A 17,953-nucleotide genomic window follows, 5' to 3' on the forward strand; every position below is an offset into this window, starting at 1 on the left:
CTCAGGACGAGCCCGCCGCCTACGCTTGTCTGGTCCAATCGATTGCAGAGGGCTCTTAGATGAAAATGCTCCCGTTACAAGCCGCCATTGCCGCTGCGCTGTTGAGCGTTGCTGTCGGCATCTCGGCCAAACCGTTGGTCGTCTGCACCGAAGCCAGCCCGGAAGGCTTCGATCCGGTCCTGTACACCACGGCTGTCACCGCCGACGCCGCGGCCGAAACCATCTTCAACCGCCTGGTGGACTTCAAGCCCGGCACCACCGAAGTGATCCCGGCGCTGGCCAAAGACCTGCCCGAGATCAGCGCCGATGGCCTGACCTACACCTTTCACCTGCGTGACGACATCAAGTTCCACACCACCGACTACTTCAAACCCACGCGCAACATGAACGCCGACGACGTGCTTTGGAGCTTCCAGCGCCAGCTGGACCCGAATCACCCGTGGCACAAAAAGTCCAACGTGGGCTACCCATACTTTGAAAGCATGGGCTTCAAGGAACTGCTCAAGAGCGTAGAGAAGACCGATGACCACACCGTGGTCTTCACCCTGACCCGCCCTGAAGCACCGTTCCTGGCCGACCTGGCCATGGCGTTTTCCTCGATTCACTCCGCCGAATACGCCGACCAGCTGCTCAAGTCCGGCAAGACCGATGACCTGAACGCCAAGCCCATCGGCACCGGCCCGTTCATCTTCACCCGCTACGCCAAAGACGCCCAAGTGCGCTTCAAGGCCAACCCGGACTACTTCCGTGGCAAGCCGCCGGCTGACCCGCTGATCCTGGCCATCACCACCGACAACAACGTGCGCCTGCAAAAGCTCAAGGCCAACGAATGCCAGATCGCGCTGTATCCGAAACCGGATGACGTGCCGAGCATGAAGGCCGACCCGAACCTGAAGGTGGCGGAACTGGCGGCGATGACCACCGCCTACACCGCCATGAACACCACCCACAAGTACATGAGCGACGCGCGGGTGCGTCACGCGATCAACATCGCGTTCGACAAGAAGGGCTACAACGAATCCCTGTACGGCAAAGGCAACGCGGTCGACGCCACCGGCCCGTACCCGCCAACCCTGCTGGGTTTCAGCGACAAGCTGAAAAACCCGCCCCGCGACCTCGACAAGGCCCGCGCCCTGCTCAAGGAAGCCGGCGTACCGGAAGGCACCGAGTTCACCCTGTTTACCCGCAACGGCGGCGGCCCGACCAACCCCAACCCAATGCTCGGCGCCCAGCGCATGCAGGCGGATCTGGCGCAGATCGGCCTGAAAGTGAACATCAAGGTCATGGAATGGGGCGAAATGCTCAAGCGCGCCAAGAATGGCGAACATGACATGGTCTCCGCCGGCTGGGCGGGGGATAACGGGGACCCGGATAACTTCCTCACCCCGAACTTGAGTTGCGATGCAGCGAAAAACGGCGAAAACTACGCCCGCTGGTGTAACAAGGAGTTTCAAGACTTGATCGACAAGGCGCGCGCCATCGCTGAACCCACCCAGCGCGCTGCACTCTATGAACAAGCAATGGACGTTTTCGACAAGGACCAACCATGGATTCCCATGGCTTACCCGAAAATGTTCACCGCCATGCGTAAAAACGTCGAGGGTTATACCCAAAGCCCTCTGACCACAAATAACTTCGCCACCACCCAGGTGAAGTAGATAAGAGACGCTCGGCACCGTCGACATTGACGGTGCCGAACCTGCCTAACCGGCTGATTGAGGTACACAACAAGATGTTTAGTTTTATTGCCCGCCGATTGGGGTTATTGATCCCCACGTTTTTCGGCATCACCTTGCTGACCTTCGCGTTGATTCGCATGATCCCTGGCGACCCCGTCGAAGTCATGATGGGCGAACGACGAGTCGACCCCGAGATGCACGCTCAGGCAATGGAACGCCTTGGTCTGAATAAACCGCTCTACGCGCAATACCTGGATTATGTCGGCAAGCTCGCCCACGGCGACCTCGGCGAATCCCTGCGCACCCGTACCAGCGTGTGGACTGAATTCACCGCCCTTTTCCCTGCGACCCTGGAACTGTCCATGGCCGCCCTGTTGTTCGCCGGCATCCTGGGGCTGTTAGCCGGGGTGATCGCGGCCTTGAAGCGAGGATCCCTGTTCGACCATGGGGTGATGGGCATCTCCCTGGCGGGATATTCGATGCCGATCTTCTGGTGGGGCCTGATCCTGATCATGTTCTTCTCCGTCAGCCTGGGCTGGACGCCAGTCTCCGGACGGATCGACCTGCTCTACGACATCGAGCCGCGCACCGGCTTCATGCTGATCGACACCCTGCTGGCCGACGAGCCGGACGCATTCTGGGATGCCCTGCACCACCTGATCCTGCCGGCCATCGTGCTCGGTACCATCCCGCTGGCCGTTATCGCGCGGATGACCCGTTCGTCGATGCTCGAAGTACTGCGCGAAGACTACATCCGCACCGCCAAGGCCAAGGGCCTGTCGCCGGCGCGCGTGGTGTTCGTCCACGGCCTGCGTAACGCCTTGATCCCGGTACTCACCGTGGTCGGCCTGCAAGTCGGCACATTGCTGGCCGGTGCGGTCCTGACCGAAACCATCTTCTCGTGGCCCGGCATCGGCAAATGGCTGATCGAAGCCATTGGCGCACGGGATTATCCCGTGGTGCAAAACGGCATCCTGTTAATCGCCTGCCTGGTGATTCTGGTGAACTTCGTGGTGGATATCCTCTACGGCTTCGCCAACCCACGCATCCGTCACCAGCGCTGAGATCATGACCATGACCACACCTACTCCCGCGGTAGCAGTCGATCAAAGCCTGCTGTACCCGTCCCCGTACAAAGAATTCTGGCAAGCCTTTTCCAAGAACAAGGGCGCCGTTGCCGGCCTGCTGTTCATGTTGCTGGTGGTGTTTTGCGCGCTCTTCGCCCCTTGGGTGGCCCCGCATAACCCGAGCGAGCAATACCGTGACTTCCTGCTGACCCCTCCGGCCTGGCTCGAAGGTGGGCAGATCCAGTTCCTGCTGGGCACCGATGAACTGGGCCGTGACCTGCTGTCGCGCCTGATCCAGGGTTCGCGCCTGTCGTTGCTGATCGGCTTGTCGTCGGTAGTGATGTCGCTGATCCCGGGGATCCTGCTGGGCCTGTTCGCCGGTTTCTTCCCGCGCCTGCTCGGCCCGACCATCATGCGCCTGATGGACATCATGCTGGCCCTGCCGTCGCTGCTGCTGGCTGTGGCGATTGTCGCGATCCTCGGCCCTGGCCTGATCAACACCGTGATTGCGATCGCGATCGTGTCGCTGCCGTCCTATGTCCGTCTGACCCGCGCTGCGGTGATGGGCGAACTGAACCGTGACTACGTGACTGCCGCCCGCCTCGCCGGCGCCGGCCTGCCGCGCCTGATGTTCGTCACCGTGCTGCCGAACTGCATGGCGCCGCTGATCGTTCAGGCCACCCTGAGTTTCTCCTCGGCGATTCTCGATGCTGCCGCCCTGGGCTTCCTGGGCCTTGGCGTACAACCGCCAACCCCTGAGTGGGGCACCATGCTGGCTTCGGCCCGCGACTACATCGAACGCGCCTGGTGGGTCGTGAGCCTGCCTGGCTTGACCATTTTGCTCAGCGTGCTGGCAATCAACCTGATGGGCGACGGCCTGCGCGATGCGCTGGACCCGAAACTCAAGAACGCCGCCTGAGGAGATTCCCATGTCACTGCTAGAAATCAAGAATCTCAATGTCCGCTTCGGCGACAAGACCGCCGTACCGGTGGTCGATGGCCTCGACATCTCCGTCGACAAAGGCGAAGTACTGGCGATCGTTGGCGAGTCGGGTTCGGGTAAATCCGTGACCATGATGGCGCTGATGGGCCTGATCGAGCACCCCGGCATCGTCACTGCCGACGCCCTGAACTTCGACGGCAAGGACATGCTCAAGCTGAGCAACCGCCAGCGTCGGCAGATCGTCGGTAAAGACCTGGCGATGGTCTTCCAGGACCCGATGACCGCCCTGAACCCCAGCTACACCGTGGGTTTCCAGATCGAAGAAGTGCTGCGCCTGCATTTGAAAATGTCCGGCAAGCAAGCGCGCAAGCGTGCCATCGAACTGCTCGAAAAGGTGGAAATCCCGGGCGCAGCCAGCCGTATGGATGCCTACCCGCACCAGCTGTCCGGTGGTATGAGCCAACGTGTGGCCATCGCCATGGCGATTGCCGGCGAGCCGAAACTGCTGATCGCCGATGAACCGACTACTGCGCTCGACGTGACCATCCAGGCCCAGATCATGGACCTGCTGCTGGCCTTGCAGAAAGAGCAGAACATGGGCCTGGTGCTGATCACGCATGACCTCGCGGTAGTGGCCGAAACCGCCCAGCGCGTGTGCGTGATGTATGCCGGCCAGGCCGTGGAAGTCGGCCAGGTGCCGCAGTTGTTCGACATCCCGGCGCACCCGTACAGCGAAGCGTTGCTCAAGGCGATCCCCGAGCACAGCCTCGGCGCCACGCGCCTGGCCACGCTGCCGGGTATCGTTCCCGGCCGCTATGACCGCCCGCAGGGTTGCCTGCTGTCGCCGCGGTGCCCGTATGTGCAGGAGTCCTGCCGCGCCCAACGCCCGGGCCTTGACCCGAAAAGCAACAGCCTTGCCCGCTGCTACTACCCGCTGAATCAGGAGGTGGCGTAATGGCCGTCGTACTTACCGCCCGCGACCTGACCCGTCACTACGAAGTGTCCCGTGGCCTGTTCAAGGGCCATGCCCTGGTGCGCGCACTCAACGGTGTGTCGTTCGAGCTGGAAGCCGGCAAGACCCTCGCGGTCGTGGGCGAATCCGGTTGCGGCAAATCCACCCTGGCCCGCGCCCTGACCCTGATTGAAGAGCCGTCTTCCGGCTCGCTGAAAATCGCCGGGCAAGAAGTCGCCGGTGCCGACAAGGCCCAGCGCAAGCAACTGCGCAAAGACGTGCAGATGGTGTTCCAGAGCCCTTACGCCTCGCTGAACCCGCGCCAGAAGGTCGGCGACCAACTGGGCGAGCCGCTGCTGATCAACACCAACCTGTCTGCCGCCGAGCGCCGGGAAAAGGTCCAGGCGATGATGAAGCAAGTGGGCCTGCGCCCTGAGCATTATCAGCGCTACCCGCACATGTTCTCCGGCGGCCAGCGCCAGCGAATCGCACTGGCGCGGGCGATGATGCTGCAACCCAAGGTGCTGGTGGCGGATGAACCGACCTCGGCGCTGGACGTATCGATCCAGGCCCAGGTGCTGAACCTGTTCATGGATTTGCAGCAGGAATTCAACACCGCCTACGTGTTCATCTCCCACAACCTCGCGGTGGTGCAGCACGTCGCCGACGACGTAATGGTGATGTACCTCGGCCGCCCGGTGGAAGTGGGCCCGAAGGAAGACATCTACGCACGCCCGCTGCACCCGTACACCCAGGCGTTGCTGTCGGCAACCCCCACCATTCATCCGGACCCGAACAAACCGAAGATCAAAATCGTCGGCGAGTTGCCCAACCCGTTGAACCCGCCATCCGGCTGCGCCTTCCACAAGCGCTGCCCGTACGCGACCCAGCTGTGCAGTACCGATGAACCGGTGCTGCGACCACTCGACAACCGCCAGGTGGCTTGCCACTACGCGGAGCAATTTGTGGTCTGACGTGCAAAAAAAATGCTCTGGAGGGTGAGTCCAGAGCATTCCAGTGTTCTACAGCCCTGCTTGTCGGATAGCGCATCTGTTCGGCAAGCGGGGCTTTCTTTTGCCTGCGTTACTTATGTATCGCTGTCGCCATCGTTGTAGGTGTCGCTGTCTTCGCCATCATTGTCCGGGTTCTCGGCATCGTCATCGTCCTTGGAACCGCCCTGGTTTTCGTCACCGGGCTCGGATTCACTCTTGGCCAACTGCAAGCCACCCGCCTGCACCGTCTTCGCCGCCACAAACCCCGTGCCATGGCTTTGCACAGCCGTATTGGCCCACGCGGCAGACATGCCCAATGACATCATCACCAGCACTTTGAGCAACAGCACCACACGTTGAAAGATACTCATGGTCGAATTCCGCCCAGTCAGAAGATGAATTGCGCACGACAGCCTTTTACCGTCGCCACGATAGACGCTAGACCCAATGCGGCGTTCTCGCAACACCTGGCCTGGATGGGCGGCACAATCGCTTCAATCCCCTGCGAACGGTTTTCTACGCTTCTCGCCTGTCTTTCGAAAATCGGCTCTTGATCTTTTCATAGCCGGAATTGTCCAGCCCCTCGACTCGGCACGACCCATGGAAGTTTTCAACTTCGTGGTTGAATTCGCCGTGAAACTCAAAGCTAAGACGAAGAGAGGGCAGCGAATGATCGATATCCTCTACAGTAATTTTTCCGTCTACCGCCTCATGGATGCTGTGATCACCTTCGAACGTGTAATCAATCGCCGCCACTTCCAGGCCATCATGAACACCGACTTTGAAAACATCACCTTTTTGAATGCCTGAAAGACCTGTTCGAAGAAAGTGAATGGATACCCCATTAACCCCGCCATGGTATCCAGCGACTGCAACTAGACGGGACAGTGCAGTAAGCAAGACATCATGGGTCAGCATCATATTTTGCTCAGGCACTAAAACAACGTGCATATCACCTGAAGAACCGTTTGCTTTAGGATCAGTCATGTCATCACCTCATCTTTTAAAGGGACTCGCTGCATCGCCTTTATAGACCGAAGGCAAGGCAGGGAAATACTGTCAAGTCTCACAGAGAAACGATTCAGCAAGCATGCAACACCCGCCCATTCACTTTTCTCGGGCATGAAAAAAGGCGAAGCCATGACAGCTTCGCCTTTTGGTGTACCGCTCAGATCTTAATGATGCTCACGGGTCGCGCGGAATTTCACATCCGGCCAGCGCTCTTCCATCAGCGCCAGGTTGACCCGGGTCGGGGCCAGGTAGGTCAGGTGACCACCGCCGTCGATCGCGAGGTTTTCCACGGCCTTGATCTTGAACTCTTCCAGCTTCTTCTTATCGCTGCAGTCGATCCAGCGCGCGGAGTACACGGTGATCGGCTCATAAGAGCATTCCACCTTGTATTCCTCTTTCAGGCGACTGGCCACTACATCGAACTGCAGCACACCGACGGCGCCGAGGATGATGTCGTTGCTGCGCTCCGGGAAGAACACCTGGGTGGCGCCCTCTTCCGCCAACTGCTGCAAACCCTGGCGCAGTTGCTTGGATTTCAGCGGGTCACGCAGGCGTACGCGGCGGAACAGTTCCGGGGCGAAGTGCGGGATACCGGTGAAGCCCAGCACTTCGCCTTCGGTGAAGGTGTCACCGATCTGGATGGTGCCGTGGTTGTGCAAGCCGATGATATCGCCGGCATACGCTTCTTCCAGCTGCTCACGCTCGGAGGAGAAGAAGGTCAGGGCGTCGCCGATGCGCACGTCCTTGCCGGTACGCACGTGGCGCATCTTCATGCCTTTTTCGTATTTGCCGGAGCAGATACGCATGAAGGCGATACGGTCGCGGTGCTTGGGGTCCATGTTCGCCTGGATCTTGAACACGAAGCCGGCGAATTTCTCTTCCACAGGCTCCACGGTACGCTCGTTGGCAACCCGGGCCAGCGGCTTGGGGGCCCAATTGACCACGGCATCCAGCACGTGATCGACACCGAAGTTGCCCAGGGCGGTACCGAAGAACACCGGCGTCAGCTGGCCGTCGAGGAATTCCTGCTGGTTGAACTCGTGGCAGGCGCCCTGCACCAGTTCCAGCTGGTCGACAAACCGGTCGTACTCGTCACCCAGGTGGGCGCGGGCTTCGTCGGAGTCGAGCTTCTCGATGATTTTCACATCGGTACGTTCGTGGCCGTGGCCGGCGGTGTACACAATGATGTAGTCGTCGGCCAGGTGGTACACGCCCTTGAAGTCGCGGTAGCAACCAATCGGCCAGGTGATCGGCGCAGCCTTGATCTTCAGGACGGCTTCGATTTCGTCCAGCAGTTCGATCGGGTCGCGGATGTCACGGTCGAGTTTGTTGATAAAGCTGACAATCGGCGTATCCCGCAGGCGGCACACGTCCATCAGCGCGATGGTGCGGGGCTCGACGCCTTTACCACCGTCGAGGACCATCAGCGCCGAGTCCACCGCCGTCAGGGTGCGGTAGGTGTCTTCGGAGAAGTCTTCGTGGCCCGGGGTGTCGAGCAGGTTGATCATGTGGTCGCGATACGGGAACTGCATGACCGACGTGGTAATGGAAATACCACGCTGCTTTTCCATTTCCATCCAGTCGGAGGTGGCATGGCGGTCGGATTTACGGGATTTCACCGTGCCGGCCACCGCGATCGCCTTGCCCATCAGCAACAGCTTTTCGGTGATGGTGGTTTTACCGGCATCGGGGTGGGAAATAATGGCGAAAGTGCGGCGTTTCGCGACTTCGGCGGCCTGGTGGGTCATGGGAAATCGCCTGGCAGGTGAGTCAAAAAAGGGCGGCGAGTATAGCGCAAACCCGGGGTGACGGACCACCGTTCACCCCATTGGGGGTGGCTAATTGCTGCCAAGTATGGAACCTTTTAAAAGGTAGAGACGTCCACTCCCCTGCTATCGCACTCGTAACAGGGGCTGAAAAATCAGCAAGTTAGCCTGACGAGGCTGCGCTCATGGCTCGACCGCATACCGCGTTGCCGGTACGGGCGAGCTGCTATTCGCGACCACATTCGCCGACAGCCAGGAATGGCATTGCCGCTCGGAAATGTGTTCGCCGACAAAAGAAAAAAGGAGTCCGCCTGTGGCTATTCGCTATGGCAAAGGGCTGATAGGAGGAGCGGTTGTCGTCGCTCTCCTGGCCCTGCTGGTCCACTGGATCGGCATCAACACGATCGAACTGTACCGCGACGATTTGTTGTTTTACCTGCAAGCTCACTTGATCCTCGTCCTTGTTTCGATGCTGGCCGCCCTGATCGTAGGGATTCCCGCCGGTATCCTGCTGAGCCGACCCAACATGGTCGGGCGCGCAGAACGCTTCATGCAGATCTTCAACATCGGCAATACCGTCCCTCCCCTGGCCGTACTGGCCATCGCCCTCGGTGTCCTTGGCATCGGCAGCGGCCCCGCGATCTTCGCGCTGTTCCTCGCCTCGTTGCTGCCCATCGTGCGCAACACCTATGAAGGCCTGAAAAACGTTCAAGGTTCCCTGAAAGAAGCCGCCGTCGGCATCGGCATGACGCCGCGCCAGGTGCTGTTTCGCGTGGAATTGCCCAACGCCGTGCCGATCATCATCGGCGGTGTGCGCGTGGCCCTGGCGATCAACGTCGGTACCGCGCCCCTGGCGTTCCTGATTGGCGCCAACAGCCTGGGCAGCCTGATCTTCCCCGGCATCGCCCTGAACAATCAGCCGCAACTGCTGCTCGGCGCCGCATGCACCGCGCTGCTGGCCTTGCTGCTCGACGGTCTGGTGACCATGGCCAGCCGCCTTTGGCTGGAACGCGGGTTGCGTCCGTCTTAAGGCTTTGGCCCCGTCTTGGGCCTGAAACAGGAATTCACATGAAAAAACTGACATTGATATTGAGCTGCGTCCTGCTGTTCGCAGGGTTTGCGCAAGCCGCTGAAAAACCGGTCATCCGCATCGGCGCCCGGGTGTTCACTGAACAGACCCTGCTCGCCGAAATCACCTCCCAGTACCTGCGCACCAAGGGCTACGACACCCGTGTGACCGGCGGCCTGGGCAGCAACCTGGCGCGCAGTGCCCAGGAAAGCGGGCAACTGGACCTGATCTGGGAATACACCGGCGTGTCGCTGGTGGCCTACAACCACGTCGACGAGAAGCTCGACAGCGAACAGTCCTACGCCCGAGTGAAAGAACTCGACGCGAAAAAAGGCCTGGTCTGGCTCTCCCCGTCGAAATTCAGCAACACCTACGCCCTGGCCCTGCCAGAGAACGTGGCCAAGGAATTCCCGCAGATCAACAGCATCAGCGACCTGACCGCGGCACTGGCCGAGAAAACCAAGGAAAACCGCCTGGTGGCCCTGGACACCGAGTTCGCCAACCGTTCCGACGGCATGGCCGGCATGGTCAAGCTGTACGACATGAACCTGACCCGCAAGAACACCCGGCAGATGGACGCCGGCCTGGTGTACACCGCGCTGCGTAATGGCCAGGTGTTTGCCGGCTTGGTCTACACCACCGACGGTCGCCTGAACGCCTTCAAATTGAAGCTGCTGGAAGACGACAAGCACTACTTCCCGGACTACACCGCCGCGCCGGTGGTGCGTCAGGTTTACCTCGATGCCCATCCGCAACTGGCCGCTGATCTCAAGCCACTGGCTGCGCTGTTCGACGACGAAACCATGCGCCAGCTGAACGCGCGGGTCGACGTCGACCACGAAAGCCCGTCCGCCGTGGCCGCAGATTTCCTGCGCCAGCATCCGATCAACTAAGAGGAGAAGACATGGAATTCCTGAACGCCTTTTCCCATCTTGATTGGGCCCAAGTCCTGCACCTGACCTGGCAGCACATCACCCTGGTCGGCATTGCAGTGATCCTCGCAATCGTCGTCGGCGTGCCCCTGGGCGTGCTGATGACCCGCTTCCCGACGCTCGCCGGCCCATTGCAAGCCAGTGCCACGGTGTTGCTGACCGTGCCGTCGATTGCGCTGTTCGGCCTGCTGCTGCCGTTCTACTCCAAGTTCGGCCAGGGCCTGGGGCCGATGCCGGCGATCACCGCCGTGTTCCTCTATTCCCTGTTGCCCATCATGCGTAACACCTACCTCGCCCTCACCGGCGTTGAGCCAGGCATTCGCGAGGCCGCCAAAGGCATCGGCATGACCTTCGGCCAGCGCTTGCGCATGGTCGAGCTGCCGATTGCCGTACCGGTGATCCTCGCCGGTGTGCGCACCGCCGTCGTCATGAACATTGGTGTGATGACCATCGCCGCCACCATCGGCGCCGGTGGCCTGGGTGTACTTATTCTGGCTTCCATCAGCCGCAGCGACATGTCGATGCTGATCGTTGGCGCCGTGCTGGTCAGTCTCCTGGCCATCTTCGCCGACCTGCTTCTGCAATGGCTGCAACGCACGCTGACTCCAAAAGGACTGCTCAAATGATCGAACTTCAAAACCTGACCAAGACCTTCCAAAGCAACGGCAAGACCATCACCGCCGTTGATTCCGTAAGCCTGACCGTCAACGAAGGCGAAATTTGCGTATTCCTCGGCCCCTCGGGCTGCGGCAAGAGCACCACGCTGAAGATGATCAACCGCCTGATCAAGCCGACCTCCGGCAAGATCCTGATCAACGGCGAAGACACCACCGACCTCGACGAAGTGACCCTGCGTCGCAACATCGGCTACGTGATCCAGCAGATCGGTCTGTTCCCGAACATGACCATCGAAGAGAACATCGTGGTGGTGCCCAAGTTGCTGGGCTGGGACAAGCAGAAATGCCACGACCGCGCCCGCGAGTTGATGAGCATGATCAAGCTCGAACCCAAGCAGTACCTGCATCGCTACCCGCGTGAACTGTCCGGCGGCCAGCAGCAGCGGATCGGCGTGATCCGCGCCCTGGCGGCGGATGCACCGTTGCTGCTGATGGATGAGCCGTTCGGCGCGGTCGACCCGATCAACCGCGAGATGATCCAGAACGAGTTTTTCGAGATGCAGCGCGCGCTGAACAAGACCGTGATCATGGTCAGCCACGACATCGACGAAGCCATCAAGCTGGGTGACAAGATCGCGATCTTCCGCGCCGGCAAGCTGCTGCAGATCGACCACCCGGACACCCTGCTGGCCCACCCTGCCGACGAATTCGTCAGCAACTTCGTTGGCCAGGACAGCACCCTCAAGCGCCTGCTGCTGGTGAAGGCTGAAGATGCGGCGGACAACGCGCCGTCGGTCAGCCCGGAAACCCCGGTGGCGGATGCCCTGGAGCAGATGGATGAGCTGGACCGTCGCTACGTGGTGGTCACCGATGCCGAGAACAAGGCCCTGGGTTATGTGCGACGTCGCGACCTGCATCGTCAGACCGGTACCTGCGGCCAGTACCTGCGGGAATTCAACGCCACGGCGGCGTATGACGAGCATTTGCGCATCCTGCTGTCGCGGATGTACGAGTTCAACCGCTCGTGGTTGCCGGTGATGGATGCGGAGCGGGTGTTCCTCGGGGAAGTGACCCAGGAGTCGATTGCCGAGTACCTGAGTTCCGGTAAGTCCCGTGGGGGCAAGACCAGCATTGTGTCGCCTGCCGAGACAGCACTGGCCTGACCTGACACACAGCGGTCAAAATGTGGGAGCGGGCTTGCTCGCGAAGGCGGAGTGTCAGTCACCGGATGCATTGGCTGATACACCGCCTTCGCGAGCAAGCCCGCTCCCACATTGGATCTTCACTGTACCCGCAACACCTCAAATTGCCCCTACCGGGGAACATCAATCCGTCATACCGGTCGGTTACATAAGTAGCTGCACGCGACCGCACGACGAACGCGTGCAAAAACGCGACATTTTTAGTTGATCTATAGCCCCTCACGTCCTAAAGTTCGCGCCGAACGTCCATGCTGGAAACGATCCATCCGGCTCAAGTACTGACGACGAGACAGCAAGGCCAAGGGAAGCGGTTGATCCCATGGCCTTTTTGCTTTCGGCGACATGCCTTGGGAAGTAGGCGAACCAAAGTGGGGATACGGAGGACGTTCATTTGCACCCATTGATCAATCTAGTTTGCCAGTAGGAGTTCCCAGCATGTCGATCCAGGTCGAAGACTATTTCGCGCGCGCCACTTTTGACAAAATGAAGGCGTTCGCCGACACCCAGGAAACCCCGTTCGTGGTGATCGACACCGCGATGATCAGCCAGGCCTACGATGACCTGCGCGCCGGTTTCGAATTCGCAAAGGTGTATTACGCCGTCAAGGCCAACCCGGCCGTCGAGATCATCGACCTGCTCAAGGACAAGGGTTCGAGCTTCGACATCGCGTCGATCTACGAGCTGGACAAGGTCATGGACCGCGGCGTCAGCCCCGACCGTATCAGCTACGGCAACACCATCAAGAAATCCAAGGACATCCGCTACTTCTACGAGAAGGGCGTGCGGCTGTTCTCCACCGACTCCGAAGCCGACCTGCGCAACATCGCCAAGGCCGCCCCGGGTTCGAAAGTGTATGTGCGTATCCTCACCGAAGGCTCGACCACGGCCGACTGGCCGCTGTCGCGCAAATTCGGCTGCCAGACCGACATGGCCATGGACCTGCTGATTCTCGCTCGCGACCTGGGCCTGGTGCCTTACGGCATCTCCTTCCACGTCGGCTCGCAGCAGCGTGACATCAGCGTGTGGGACGCGGCGATTGCCAAGGTCAAAGTGATCTTCGAGCGCCTGAAGGAAGAAGACGGCATCCACCTGAAGCTGATCAACATGGGCGGTGGCTTCCCGGCCAACTACATCACCCGCACCAACAGCCTGGAAACCTACGCCGAGGAAATCATCCGCTTCCTCAAGGAAGACTTCGGTGACGATCTGCCGGAAATCATCCTGGAGCCGGGCCGTTCGTTGATCGCCAACGCCGGGATCCTGGTCAGCGAAGTGGTACTGGTTGCGCGTAAATCCCGCACCGCCGTCGAGCGCTGGGTATACACCGACGTGGGCAAATTCTCCGGCCTGATCGAAACCATGGACGAAGCCATCAAGTTCCCGATCTGGACCGAGAAGAAAGGCGAGATGGAAGAAGTGGTCATCGCCGGCCCGACCTGCGACAGCGCCGACATCATGTACGAGAACTACAAGTACGGCCTGCCGCTGAACCTGGCGATTGGTGACCGGATGTACTGGTTGTCCACCGGTGCGTACACCACCAGCTACAGCGCAGTTGAATTCAATGGCTTCCCGCCATTGAAATCGTTCTACCTGTAAACGCACGCCCTGATCGTTCCCACGCTCTGCGTGGGAACGCATCCGGTGACGCTCTGCGTCACGCCGTTAGAGCGGACGCAGAGCGTCCAGGGCGGCATTTCCACGCAGCGCGTGGGAACGATCAAGTTCAATCGCATGCTCTTGATAGATCTCGGCCATTGCCCGTATCTGCGGCTCATTGGCGGCACACAACGCCTTGTGCGCCACCCGCAAGAACTTCAAATTCCCGCCCGCCAGTGCCTTGCGCAACCATTCCAGTGCCGTTTCTATCTCGCCCCGGTCCGCCAACACCGCCGCATAACTGAACTGCCCGCGAAAATCCCCGCCTTCTGCTGACTGGCGATACCACGCCACCGCCGCCTCCAGATCCCTCGGGCAGTACTGCCCTTCTTCCAGATAACGCCCCAGCAGGTTCATCGACTTGGCATGGCCCAGTTCCGCCGCCTGTCGATAACACGCCAGCGCCTGGGCTTGATCCTCGGCAACCCCGCGCCCGGTCGCCAGCAGGTTGGCGTAGTTGTACAAACCCCAATCCAGCCCGGCCTCGGCCGCCCGACGATATTCCCGGGCCGCCGCCACGGCATCCGCCTCGCAACCCCAGCCATGCTCCAGGCAACGCCCGAGCATATTGCGCGCCATCAAATGCCCGCCCTTGGCGGCGATGCGGAACCAGCGCATTGCCAGTGCTTCATCGCGCTCGATGCCGCGCCCTTCCAGCAGGATTTGCCCGAGCAGCGCCTGGGCATCCACCACACCCTCTTTCGCGGCGATCAAAATCGCCTGGGCGGCGCGCACCGGGGAGTCGTCGAGCATGCTCTGCAATTGCTCAACGTTGAGGACTTCTTCACGGCGCAATAAAAAGCCCACGGTCAGACCTCAACCCAGCGGCGCAGCAGGTTGTGATAGGTGCCGGTGAGCTGGATCAGCGCGGGGTGGTCGGGCACGTCGCGGCTCAGTTGCTGGATCGCCCCGTCCATCTCGAACAGCAAGGTGCGCTGGCTGTCCTCGCGCACCAGGCTTTGGGTCCAGAAAAACGAGGCGTAGCGCGCGCCACGGGTAACGGCGTTGACCTTGTGCAGGCTGGAGCCGGGGTACAGCACCATGTCGCCCGCCGGCAACTTGACCCGCTGCAGGCCGAAGGTGTCCTGGATTTCCAGCTCGCCGCCGTCGTAGTCGTCGGGGCCGCTGAAAAATACGGTGGAGGAAAGGTCAGTGCGCACCCGCTCGTGGCTGCCCTTGGACTGGCGCACGGCGTTGTCGATATGGAAGTCGAAACTGCCACCGGCGGTGTAACAGTTGAGCAATGGCGGGAAGACCTTGTGCGGTAACGCCGCTGACATGAACAGCGGATTTTTCCACAGGCGATCAAGGATCGCCGCGCCGATTTCCTTTGCCAGCGGGTGGCCTTCCGGCAGTTGCAGGTTGTGTTTGGCCTTGGCCGATTGGTGCCCGGCAGTGATTTTGCCGTCGGCCCACTCGGTGTGCGCCAGGGCTTCGCGGATGCGCAGCACTTCCTCGCGAGAGAACAGGCCGGGAATGTGCAGCAACATGGAGGCATTACCTGAAAACAGTGAGACGCCAATGGTAGTGATTCTTATTGACTGTGTACAACCCTACTCCCGCCCAAAGGACGAACGAGATCGTCAAAACCGTAAGCAAAAAGTGTAAAGAACGTAAATTCAGTGCGAATAGTAATGTATCGCAATTGATATGAAGTCTTGTTCTCCCTATATTCCGCGGCCTCACCTCCTTGGGGAAAGGACACTTTCATGCCGCGCACTTCGATAAAAACACCTGCCAGTTCACCACGTTTGCTGGCCTCGGCCATCGGCGTTGCCATCAGCGCCAGCTCTGCCGCCCAAATGGCGCAAGCTGCTGAAGACACCGAGCAGAAAGGCGAGCGCAACAGCATTTCCCTGGGAGCCACCAGCATCACCGGCCAGGAACAGGACAGCACGTCCTACCAGGTCGAAAAAGCCTCCTCGCAGAAGTACACCGCGCCGCTGGTAGATACTCCGCGCTCGGTCACCGTGGTGCCGCAGCAAGTGCTCAAGGACACCGCCGCCACCTCGTTGCAGGACGCCTTGCGCACCGTGCCGGGGATTACCTTCGGCGCCGGTGAAGGCGGCAACCCGCAGGGCGACCGTCCGTTCATTCGCGGCTTCGACGCCCAGGGCGATACCTACCTCGACGGCGTGCGCGACACGGGCGGCCAGAGCCGCGAGATCTTCGACATCGAATCCATCGAAGTCAGCAAAGGCCCCAACTCGTCATTCGGCGGCCGCGGCTCGGCCGGCGGCAGTCTCAACCTGGTGAGCAAGACGCCACAGGCGCGGGACTTCACCAACGGTGGCTTCACCTACGGCTCCGACCAGACCCGCCGCTATGTGCTCGACGTCAACCGTCAGTTCCTCGACAGCGCGGCCTTCCGCCTGAACCTGATGAGCCACGAACAGAACGTCGCCGGGCGTGATGCCGTCAACTACGACCGCTGGGGCGTGGCGCCGTCGCTGACCTTCGGCCTGGGCACTCCGACCCGAGTCAACTTCAGCTACTACCACATGGAAAGCAACGACCTGCCGGATTCGGGCATTCCGTATAGCTACAGCAACAGCGGCGCAAGAGCCGCCCACGTGCATGACAAGCCAACCGACGGCGGCGACAGCAACAACTTCTACGGCCTCAAGGATCGCGACTTCCGCAAGACCCGCGCCGACATCAGCACGTTCTCCATCGAGCACGACCTGAACGACAACATGACGCTGAAAAACACCCTGCGCCACGGCAACACCGGCCAGGACTATATCGTCACGCAACCCGACGACAGCCAGCACAACGTCAACCAGTTCGGCACCGTGTGGCGCCGAGCGAACACCCGCGTGTCCACCACCGAGACCACCACCAACCAGACCGATCTGTTTGGCAGCTTCCAGGCGCTGGGCTTCAAGAACACCTACTCCACCGGGCTGGAATTCACCGGCGAAGAAACCCGCTACAGCGGCTACACCGTCAGCCCGAACAGCAACCCCGGTTGCCCGGCGCCCGGCAAAGGCGGCCAGTGCACCTCGCTGGGCAACCCGAACCCGGACGATGCCTGGACCGGCAGCATTGCGCGCAACTACAACGGCACCAACACCAAGGCCACCAGCCGTGCCGCCTATGTGTTCGACACCATCGAGCTGGACCCGAAATGGCTGCTGAACGTCGGCCTGCGCTACGACACCTTCGACACCGTGGCCAACACCAATGCGGTGCCGACCGCCACCGTCAAGGCCCGCAGCAAGATCAAGAACGACAGCCAGTTCTTCAACTGGCAGGCGGGCCTGGTCTGGAAGCCGGTTGAAAACGGCAGCATCTATGCCTCCTACGCCACCTCAGCCTCACCGGCCGGCGGCCTGGTAGGTGAAGGCGCCGACGGCAACCCGCTGTCTGCCGGCGCCGCCACCAGCGACCTGAAACCGGAAGAGACCGTCAACTACGAGCTGGGCACCAAGTGGGACATGTTCCACGACCGCCTGTCCCTGACCGCTGCGGTGTTCCGCACCGAGAAGAAAAACACGCGGATCCTGGTGGACGCGCTGACCTATGAAAACGGTGGCGAATCCCGCGTCGACGGCCTGGAGCTTTCCGCCAGCGGCAAGCTGACCGATCAATGGCAAGTGTTCGCCGGCTACAGCTACCTGAAAAGCGAACTGGTGGACCCGGGCCTGAACGGTCGTAACGGTGTCGTCAGTGCCGGCTCGAACAAAGGCAACCAGATGCCCAACACGCCGAAGAACACCTTCAGCCTGTGGACGACGTATGACGTGACACCGAAGCTCACCATCGGCGGCGGCGCGTTCTATGTCGACGAGGTCTACGGCGATGCGGGCAACACCGTCTACGTGCCGTCCTACACCCGCTACGACGCCATGGCCAGCTACAAGCTGACCAAGAACGTCGACCTGCAGTTGAACGTGCAGAACCTCACCGACAAGACCTACTACGACAAGGCCTATGCCTCGCATTTTGCCAACCAGGCAGCCGGGCGTACGGCCCTGCTGACCACCAGTTTCCATTTCTAAACCGATACAAATGACTGCACGAAACCCCACGCATCGGATGCGTGGGGTTTTTGCGTGTAA

General features: G+C 60.7%; 16 protein-coding genes. 11 read left to right on the plus strand and 5 right to left on the minus strand.

Translation table 11 applies throughout. The features are described 5' to 3' along the window. Window positions 1-59: 59 nt before the first annotated feature. The 5 genes from HX869_RS22535 (at window position 60) to HX869_RS22555 (ending at window position 5,615) form a co-directional block, all read left to right on the plus strand. Window positions 60-1,658 carry an ABC transporter substrate-binding protein gene (locus tag HX869_RS22535; RefSeq protein ID WP_003215993.1) on the plus strand — a complete coding sequence of 533 codons (1,599 nt, stop codon included), beginning with the start codon at window positions 60-62 and terminating at the stop codon, window positions 1,656-1,658. A gap of 74 nt (window positions 1,659-1,732) precedes the next feature. Then, window positions 1,733-2,743 carry an ABC transporter permease subunit gene (locus HX869_RS22540; RefSeq protein ID WP_003215992.1) on the plus strand — a complete coding sequence of 337 codons (1,011 nt, stop codon included), beginning with the start codon at window positions 1,733-1,735 and terminating at the stop codon, window positions 2,741-2,743. A gap of 10 nt (window positions 2,744-2,753) precedes the next feature. After that, a complete protein-coding gene (locus tag HX869_RS22545) occupies window positions 2,754-3,665 on the plus strand; it encodes an ABC transporter permease subunit (protein WP_003215991.1) in 912 nt (303 codons plus the stop codon). 10 nt (window positions 3,666-3,675) lie between these two features. Further along, complete coding sequence (locus HX869_RS22550; protein ID WP_178903663.1) at window positions 3,676-4,644, plus strand: ABC transporter ATP-binding protein; 969 nt, start codon at window positions 3,676-3,678, stop codon at window positions 4,642-4,644. Beyond that, the gene (locus tag HX869_RS22555; RefSeq protein ID WP_003215987.1) at window positions 4,644-5,615 is read left to right on the plus strand and encodes a peptide ABC transporter ATP-binding protein; all 972 of its coding nucleotides are present in this window, start codon (window positions 4,644-4,646) and stop codon (window positions 5,613-5,615) included. The genes HX869_RS22550 and HX869_RS22555 overlap by 1 nt, the downstream gene beginning before the upstream one ends. Window positions 5,616-5,728: 113 nt before the next feature. Here the strand turns inward: HX869_RS22555 and HX869_RS22560 are convergent, their stop codons facing one another. The 3 genes from HX869_RS22560 to HX869_RS22570 form a co-directional block, all read right to left on the minus strand. Then, the gene (locus HX869_RS22560) at window positions 5,729-6,004 is read right to left on the minus strand and encodes a hypothetical protein (protein WP_003215984.1); all 276 of its coding nucleotides are present in this window, start codon (window positions 6,002-6,004) and stop codon (window positions 5,729-5,731) included. Between the two features lie 145 nt (window positions 6,005-6,149). Then, complete coding sequence (locus tag HX869_RS22565; protein ID WP_177116871.1) at window positions 6,150-6,620, minus strand: hypothetical protein; 471 nt, start codon at window positions 6,618-6,620, stop codon at window positions 6,150-6,152. Window positions 6,621-6,808: 188 nt separating this feature from the next. Continuing rightward, window positions 6,809-8,392: a peptide chain release factor 3 gene (locus HX869_RS22570; protein WP_003215978.1), complete on the minus strand. Its 1,584-nt coding sequence runs from the start codon at window positions 8,390-8,392 to the stop codon at window positions 6,809-6,811. Window positions 8,393-8,687: 295 nt separating this feature from the next. Between HX869_RS22570 and HX869_RS22575 the strand changes: the two genes are divergently transcribed. The 5 genes from HX869_RS22575 (at window position 8,688) to HX869_RS22595 (ending at window position 13,829) form a co-directional block, all read left to right on the plus strand. After that, the gene (locus HX869_RS22575; RefSeq protein ID WP_233092015.1) at window positions 8,688-9,440 is read left to right on the plus strand and encodes an ABC transporter permease; all 753 of its coding nucleotides are present in this window, start codon (window positions 8,688-8,690) and stop codon (window positions 9,438-9,440) included. A 38-nt stretch (window positions 9,441-9,478) separates the two neighbouring features. Beyond that, window positions 9,479-10,372 (plus strand): glycine betaine ABC transporter substrate-binding protein, encoded by an 894-nt coding sequence (locus HX869_RS22580; RefSeq protein ID WP_003215975.1) that lies wholly within the window; start codon window positions 9,479-9,481, stop codon window positions 10,370-10,372. A gap of 11 nt (window positions 10,373-10,383) precedes the next feature. Continuing rightward, window positions 10,384-11,037, plus strand: a complete 654-nt coding sequence (locus HX869_RS22585; RefSeq protein ID WP_003215973.1) for an ABC transporter permease — start codon at window positions 10,384-10,386, stop codon at window positions 11,035-11,037. Next, window positions 11,034-12,191: a betaine/proline/choline family ABC transporter ATP-binding protein gene (locus HX869_RS22590; RefSeq protein WP_008437274.1), complete on the plus strand. Its 1,158-nt coding sequence runs from the start codon at window positions 11,034-11,036 to the stop codon at window positions 12,189-12,191. The genes HX869_RS22585 and HX869_RS22590 overlap by 4 nt, the downstream gene beginning before the upstream one ends. Before the next feature lie 474 nt (window positions 12,192-12,665). Next, window positions 12,666-13,829, plus strand: a complete 1,164-nt coding sequence (locus tag HX869_RS22595) for a type III PLP-dependent enzyme (protein WP_003215969.1) — start codon at window positions 12,666-12,668, stop codon at window positions 13,827-13,829. A gap of 66 nt (window positions 13,830-13,895) precedes the next feature. Here HX869_RS22595 and HX869_RS22600 read toward each other — a convergent pair whose 3' ends face one another. Together HX869_RS22600 and HX869_RS22605 are read right to left on the minus strand one after the other, a co-directional pair. Beyond that, window positions 13,896-14,696: a tetratricopeptide repeat protein gene (locus HX869_RS22600; RefSeq protein ID WP_177027806.1), complete on the minus strand. Its 801-nt coding sequence runs from the start codon at window positions 14,694-14,696 to the stop codon at window positions 13,896-13,898. Between the two features lie 2 nt (window positions 14,697-14,698). Next, complete coding sequence (locus HX869_RS22605; protein WP_178903664.1) at window positions 14,699-15,379, minus strand: Fe2+-dependent dioxygenase; 681 nt, start codon at window positions 15,377-15,379, stop codon at window positions 14,699-14,701. A 219-nt stretch (window positions 15,380-15,598) separates the two neighbouring features. Between HX869_RS22605 and HX869_RS22610 the strand changes: the two genes are divergently transcribed. Further along, entirely contained in the window at window positions 15,599-17,893 is a 2,295-nt protein-coding gene (locus HX869_RS22610; protein ID WP_178903665.1) for a TonB-dependent siderophore receptor, read from the plus strand. Window positions 17,894-17,953: the final 60 nt, after the last annotated feature.

It is taken from the genome of Pseudomonas sp. P7779 (assembly GCF_013386315.1).
Classification (GTDB): domain Bacteria; phylum Pseudomonadota; class Gammaproteobacteria; order Pseudomonadales; family Pseudomonadaceae; genus Aquipseudomonas.